The organism is Thiocystis violacea (assembly GCF_016583565.1).
Taxonomy (GTDB): domain Bacteria; phylum Pseudomonadota; class Gammaproteobacteria; order Chromatiales; family Chromatiaceae; genus Thiorhodococcus; species Thiorhodococcus violaceus_A.
On sequence record NZ_NRRF01000061.1, the window covers coordinates 20115 to 27002 of the forward strand.

Consider the following 6888-nt stretch of genomic DNA (forward strand, 5'->3'; position numbering starts at 1 on the left):
GGCAGGTGCTCAGGTGTCGGCTTCCTCCGTCTCCGTTTCCTGATCCAGATCGCTGTCTGATGGTTCTCCGGTGTCACGCTCGACGCTCTTGCCCATGACTTGCTCGACGATCTGCAAGAGGTGTTCGTGTCGCTGTTGGTAGAAGCGCTCGAAATCGTCCGCACGCAAAGCCGCGGGGTCGATGCGGTGGCTCTCCAAAATGCTGTTCATCGTCTCGTCGGTCAGTCCCACCTGTTTGTGCGACTGGATCCCGGCGAGATAGCTGGAAGGTGCTTTGCCGCCGATCATGCGGTTCGCTTTGTAGGAAATCGGTGTCTTGTTGACGATGGCGTTGAAGACGGATGGCTTGATGCCCTGTTGCTCGCACCAGGCTTTGGGGAAAATGTGATGGATATCGAGCGCGACTTCCTCGTGGTCCAGCTCCTGAATGGTCGCCTTCCAGAAAAAGTCTTTCGCGCCATCCCTTAGGATCAAGGTGTTGAGTCCCTTGTAAGCGGCACTCAGACGCGAGCGCAAGGTATGCAGGCGGCTGGGTTGAAAGGCCGCTTCATAGACGGTTCGGGGCTCATCTCGCGTCCCGTCGATCCACCCTAGCAGCTCCTCCAGATCATTGGCGATTCGGGTCTCGACAGCGCCGCCGTAAAGTTCGCCCAAGACGCCGCACCAGTACCAACGACACAACTTGTCGTAGATCTTGGGCTCGAGCCAGCGCTCTTTGAGGTGAGATAGGACGGCTGCCAGTGGCACCAATTGCGTGCGGTAGGGCAGATCGCGGGCGGCGAAAAAGCACTCCTTGCGGAGGAGCTTTGCGGCCAGCAGGAAACCACTTTCCAGGTCCAGCGCCCACTTCTGATAGTCTGCCAATGACAGCGATAACACCGAAACCCGCTTGGCGCTCACGGCCGAGACCGCTTTCCCCGTCTTGCCGATCTGGATGTCGAGCTTCCGCTTCTCCAGGGTATGCAACAGACTGATTCCCTGAAGGAAGTCCGTTGGCTCTACCGTGGCGAGTAGCGGCTCCACATTGAACCGTTGACTGCGTCCGACGATCTTACGCAAGGGACTTCCGTGCCAATCGTCTCGCAGATTGAAGCCCTCGGCGGCGAAGCTGGCCGTCACCAGTTCGAACACCGATAGTGGCACCCCGCCGGTGTTTACCTTCTCGAACACGAGGCAGACGGCTTCCTTGCTGGTCGCTTTGCCCAACACGATCAGGGGAAGCTGATAGCTGCGAAAGGCGTTGAGCACCTGTCTGCGGAACTGCATGTAGAGGCCGAATTTCTCCGCTGCGAACTCCTGAAGGCCCTCTTCCCAGGTGTCGGAGTTGAGGATCTGATTGCAGGGAAAATGCAGGGCTTCGCACTCTTTTTGCGGTGTCGAAAGATCGAGCCGGATGTCGCGACCAAAGTTCGTCTTGATCGTCTTGTCGGCTTCCACCGCGACGAATGCCTCATCGAGTCGCTCGTCCTCCAGTGCGGCCTGGATGTCGATATAGTAGTGTCGCTCGATCGGTTTGCCCTTCTCATTGTAGGTCTTCACGGGCTTCTCGAGTGCCAGCACCTGCGTCAGCGAGGTGAGTCGTTGCTGGCCATCCAGGATGAGCCGTTCAGGCTCGGGGGTCGGCCCTGCGAAGGTCAGGTTCTCGACCGGTCGAACCTGGAAGCGGACCTCGCCGCCGGTCTCCAACAGCATGACCGCTCCGACCGGAAAGGAGCGCGCCACGCTGACCAGCAATGAGCGGACGTGCTCATCATCCCAGACCCAGCCACGCTGAAAATCCGGTAATTGCAGTTTCCCCTCCGTGATCTGTTTGATGATCTCTGGGAGTGGTGTCTTGGTGCTGTCGAAGGTACTCATGCGTCCTCTTGCGGTCTCAGGGCGATCGCTCATCCAGTTGTCGCAGCAGGGTGTCGATCACCTGTGCTGAGATCCGGAAATCGGAGGCGTGCAGACGTGCAAAGACGTCTCGCGCCGAGGGGATCAGTCCTCTTGACTTGGCCATGCCGATCACTGACGCGGTACCGGCCACCCGCACGCCATGCTCGCCGGCGATCGCCCGACCTGCTCGGTCATCCATTAGAACGAGGACCGGCTCCGTGAACGCCAAGGCAAGACGGATGCAAGCCGTTTCACCTTCATCGAGATCGGGTAAGACCGGAGTGGCCGGCGTCGGCTCGCGCACTTTCAGCCATCCAGCCTCCAGGGCTGATCGAATCGTCTGTTCATCGGGCAAGCCCCTATTGGGCAGGACTTCGAATCGAACCTCGGCCGGCATCCAAACCTCGCCGAACAGCTCTCGCAGCCACGGCAGCCCATCGACCCGTGCAAGTCCGATCAATGGACTCGCATCGGTTAGGACGAGGCGAGCCATTCCTCAAGGGTCTCCATGTCTCGCCCGGCCTGTTTCGAATCGAGATCGACGACAGGGATCCCCAAGCGCGAGACATGTGTGATGAACGCGCTGACTGGCATCTCCGCCAAGCGTGCGGCGCGCGCCAGGGATAGATTTCCGTCGCGGAACAGGGCCGTCGCCAATGCTGGCTTGACGCCCTTGGCATCGAGAACGCCAGCCAACTCGACACCGACCATCAATGTATCGGGTCGATCGCGGTTCAAGACCACGACGACGTCATTGTGCGCCTTGCGCAACGCTTCGCTCGGGTTGTTCTTGAGCGCACTCACATTCACCGTTTCCATAGGTATTTCTCTTGGGCGGGCAATGGGTGGAACGATAGCAGCAACCGGTTTCGCTCGCTCTATTCCTGACCCGACGCGTCATCCCGCAACGCGCTTTTCGATCTGCCGGCAGTGTGGGTGCCGTCGCTCCGGCGCGGGATACGGCCCACTGGGTGGCGCGATAACGAGTCGCCGCTTATCCTGCCGTGAGTCCTGCTGACCGCCGGATTCACGACGGGCTCTCGCTGTTGCGTCGAGATGAGTCGTGATGAAGACGCGCCCATGCATCGCTGAGCGCGGCCGCTTCTCCGCCTGCGATTTGCGCTACAACCTTGCCATGGAGTCGAGCGAGAATAGCGGGTGCGGCTGCCTCGCGATGCCTCCGCGAAGCGGCCTCGCTGCTTTGACGGCCGAGCTGTTCTTCGGCCGCTCGGGCGCATGCCATTCCAGTCCATCGATTCCGATTGTGCCTGTCCGATCCTCAGCCAACGCCAGAGATCTCTCCATGACCAATAAAGACCACCTCATTATCTTCGACACGACCCTGCGCGACGGCGAGCAGAGCCCCGGGGCATCCATGACTCGCGACGAAAAGGTCCGCATCGCCAAGGCGCTGGAGCGCATGCGGGTCGACGTGATCGAGGCGGGCTTCCCGATTGCGAGCCAGGGCGACTTCGAGGCCGTGAAGGCGGTGGCCGAGGCAGTCAAGGAAAGCCGGGTGTGCGGACTGGCGCGGGCGCTCGACAAGGACCTGGATCGCGCGGGCGAGGCGCTGAAGGGCGCCAATGCGGGGCGCATCCATACCTTCATCGCGACCTCTCCCATTCATATGGAGAAGAAGCTGCGGATGTCCCCGGATCAGGTGCTGGAGCAGGCCGTCTATGCGGTCAAGCGGGCGCGCCAGTACACGGACGACGTCGAGTTCTCGCCCGAGGACGCCGGCCGTTCGGAACTCGACTTCCTCTGCCGGGTGCTGGAGGCGGTGATCGATGCGGGGGCGCGGACGGTGAACATCCCCGATACCGTGGGCTACAACATCCCCGATCAGTTCGGCGGCCTGATTGCCGCCCTGCGCGAGCGCATCCCGAACGCGGACAAGGCCGTCTTCTCGGTCCACTGTCACAACGACCTCGGCCTAGCCGTCGCCAACTCACTGGCCGCGGTGCGCAACGGCGCGCGCCAGGTCGAGTGCACCATCAACGGCCTGGGCGAGCGCGCGGGCAATGCGGCTCTGGAGGAAATCGTCATGACGGTGCGCACCCGTCAGGACCTCTTCGAGTGCGAGACCTGGCTGGACACGAAGCAGATCATGAACTGCTCGCGCCTGGTCTCCGGCATTACTGGCTTTGCGGTGCAGCCCAACAAGGCCGTGGTCGGCGCCAACGCCTTTGCGCACGAGTCCGGCATCCATCAGGACGGCGTGCTCAAGAACCGCGAGACCTACGAGATCATGCGCGCCCAGGACGTCGGCTGGAGCGAGAACCGCATGGTGCTGGGCAAGCACTCTGGCCGCAACGCCTTCCGTGCGCGCCTGCAGGAACTGGGCGTGGTGCTGGCCTCTGAGGAAGAGCTCAACGCCGCCTTCTCGCGCTTCAAGGATCTGGCCGACAAGAAGCACGAGATCTTCGACGAGGATCTGCAGGCGCTGGTGACGGATACGACCCTGGAGACCGCCAACGAGCGCGTCAAGCTGGTCTCCATGCGCGTCTGCTCGGAGACGGGCGAAACGCCCGCGGCCGATCTGGTCCTCGCCTTCGACGGCGAGGAGAAGGCAGGCACCGCAACCGGCGGCGGCCCGGTGGATGCGACCTTCAAGGCCATCGAGACCATCGTTCACAGCGGGACGACGCTCAAGCTCTACTCGGTCAACGCCATCACTAGCGGGACGGATGCCCAGGGCGAGGTGACGGTGCGTCTGGAGAAGGGCGGTCGCATCGTTAATGGCCAGGGGGCGGACACGGATATCCTCATCGCCTCGGCCAAGGCCTACATCAACGCCTGCAACAAGATCCTGCACCCGGCCGAGCGTGCCCACCCGCAGACCAGCGATGTCTGAGATGCAGGGCATGGAGGAGTGGCGCCGCCACGCCTACCTGGAGGCGATGGGGGTGACGCTCTGGGAACTGCGTTCCGGGGGGGCAATTCAGCCGCCCCTTGTCGCGTGCGATGAGCCCGCCCCGGCGTTGGCTGTCGACCAGGAGGGCGGGGGTGTCGAGCGCCCCAACGCGCAGGATGCCGCCGCGCAAGGCGCGGAGGTTCAGGCCCGCGCGTCCGTGGAGTCAGAGGCTGTGAATCAGCAAGCGCCCCCGGCTCCGGCGCAGGACACCCCCGAGCCTCCTCCCTGGCCGGACGTCGCGCCCTGGCCCGACGACGTCTGGGCGGCCGATGCCGAACTCGATCTCTGGTCGAACACCATCGGCGAGGACCAGCAAGGCGGGGTGGAGCAGATGGATTGGCCGGCGCTGCAGGCCGCGGTTGTCGGGTGTCGTGCATGCGGTCTCTGCGAGACCAGGACCCAGACGGTCTTCGGCGTCGGCAACCAGGAGGCGGATCTCATGATCGTCGGCGAGGCGCCCGGCGCCGACGAGGATCGCGCGGGCGAGCCCTTCGTCGGCCGCGCGGGTCAGTTGCTCAATCGCATGCTTGCCGCCATCGGCTTGCCGCGCGAGCAGGTCTATATCGCCAATGTGCTCAAGTGTCGGCCGCCTGGAAATCGCGATCCCAAGCCCGAGGAGGCCCTGCAGTGCGAGGCCTTCTTGCTACGCCAGATGGAACTGGTCCGTCCGCGTTTGATCCTCTCGGTTGGGCGCATCTCCGCGCAGCATCTATTGCGGACGGACACCAGTGTGGGGCGGCTGCGCGGCCGGTGGTTCGACTTCGGCGCGCATGCCGTGCCGTTGCGGGTGACCTATCACCCGGCCTACCTGCTGCGCTCCCCCGAGCAGAAGGCCAAGGCGTGGGATGATCTGACTGAAATCCGACGTCGATTAGATGCGCCGCGGACGCCTGGTCAAGGCGCTGGCTGACCGCTGGAGCCTCATGGCTCGGACTTTCGGCCTGAGTGGTTTCACGGATTCAGTGAGGCCCTTGGAGTTGGGTAGCTTACCCCATTGAATCCTGAGGAGGCGCCGATCATCGGAGTTGACGCCCGTCTTCGCTGGGCGAGGTGTTCCGGCTGAGGTCCGAGGCGGTAACCGCGAAAATCAACCGCCCATAGGGAGGGGCGATTGAGGTGAAAATGATGATAGCCAAATCTAGTTGGCTATTTAATTATTTTCTAATATAATGCTCCCCGTGGTCTCAAGAAGTCTGAATAAACGGACCACGCTTGCTGCCAACGACACAAACGATCTGGAGAACACAGATGAAAAAGCTTGCTACTGCCGCTGCTATTGCTGCCCTGCTGGGTGCTTCCGCTTCCGCCTCCGCTTGGTGGGGTCCGGGTTGGGGCGGTCCTGGCTACGGCTCGGGCATGGGCGACTGGATGGATGACTTCTTCGGCGACGGCTACGGCGACTTCAACATGAGCATGAGTGGCGGCGGTCGCGGCTACGGTCGTGGTTATGGCCGCGGCTATGGTAACGGCTACGGCTATGGCTACCCCTACGGCGGTTATGGCTATCCCTACGGCGGCTATGGCTACCCCTACGGCGGCTACGGTGCAGCGCCCTACGCAATGCCTTATGGCATGCCTTACGGTGCGGTCGCTCCGGCTCCGGCAGCTCCTGCCCAGTCCGAGTCGAAGTAAGATCGGACTCCAGTCCGAGGAAAAGCCAGGCGAATGCCTGGCTTTTTTGCGTCTGCCGTCAGCCCCCCGAGGGCCGTCACCAGCGCCCTAATAACAGTGGTCGCCCACATCTGGGTAACCGCGCAAAGTCGTTTCGACTTGATCCCCTCGTCCCTGATGCTCCGCCTTCGCAACGCGCCCGACGGGTCTCACCACACCGCTGGTTTCCCGCCCTTGTGTCGCACATTCCGCAGGCATGATGCCTGCCGATGAGTATTTTTTCGCTGCAGATAGCCCCATGTGATCGGTTTTCGGCAGCGTCATTGACGCTTCCGACTGTCTTTCTTAGAAGATGGCTGAACACCGCCATCCGAGTCCGTGACACTCGGCGGCTCGCGAGCCGGGCTGGAAAGGCTCCCCGCCTTTTTCAAGGGGAGAAAACCGATGGCCCATCCGTTCGCAGCACTGATCGACGCGCACACGCA

General features: G+C 62.5%; 6 protein-coding genes. 3 read left to right on the forward strand and 3 right to left on the reverse strand.

Annotated features, from left to right (window positions below; all coding sequences use genetic code 11):
• Positions 1-9 precede the first annotated feature (9 nt).
• The 3 genes from CKO23_RS18985 to CKO23_RS18995 all read right to left on the reverse strand — a co-directional run bounded on the left by CKO23_RS18985 (position 10) and on the right by CKO23_RS18995 (position 2697).
• Positions 10-1857, reverse strand: coding sequence for a GmrSD restriction endonuclease domain-containing protein (locus tag CKO23_RS18985; protein ID WP_200333509.1), 1848 nt, complete (start codon positions 1855-1857; stop codon positions 10-12).
• A gap of 16 nt (positions 1858-1873) precedes the next feature.
• The gene (locus CKO23_RS18990; RefSeq protein WP_242482566.1) at positions 1874-2275 is read right to left on the reverse strand and encodes a DUF3368 domain-containing protein; all 402 of its coding nucleotides are present in this window, start codon (positions 2273-2275) and stop codon (positions 1874-1876) included.
• A 77-nt stretch (positions 2276-2352) separates the two neighbouring features.
• Positions 2353-2697, reverse strand: a complete 345-nt coding sequence (locus CKO23_RS18995; protein ID WP_200333513.1) for a UPF0175 family protein — start codon at positions 2695-2697, stop codon at positions 2353-2355.
• Between the two features lie 484 nt (positions 2698-3181).
• Here CKO23_RS18995 and CKO23_RS19000 point away from each other — a divergent pair, with 484 nt between their 5' ends.
• From CKO23_RS19000 to CKO23_RS19010, 3 genes are all read left to right on the forward strand, one after another.
• Positions 3182-4732 (forward strand): 2-isopropylmalate synthase, encoded by a 1551-nt coding sequence (locus CKO23_RS19000; RefSeq protein WP_200333515.1) that lies wholly within the window; start codon positions 3182-3184, stop codon positions 4730-4732.
• Entirely contained in the window at positions 4725-5702 is a 978-nt protein-coding gene (locus CKO23_RS19005; protein WP_242482567.1) for a uracil-DNA glycosylase, read from the forward strand. The genes CKO23_RS19000 and CKO23_RS19005 overlap by 8 nt, the downstream gene beginning before the upstream one ends.
• Positions 5703-6040: 338 nt before the next feature.
• Positions 6041-6424 (forward strand): sulfur globule family protein, encoded by a 384-nt coding sequence (locus CKO23_RS19010; protein WP_200333517.1) that lies wholly within the window; start codon positions 6041-6043, stop codon positions 6422-6424.
• Positions 6425-6888: the final 464 nt, after the last annotated feature.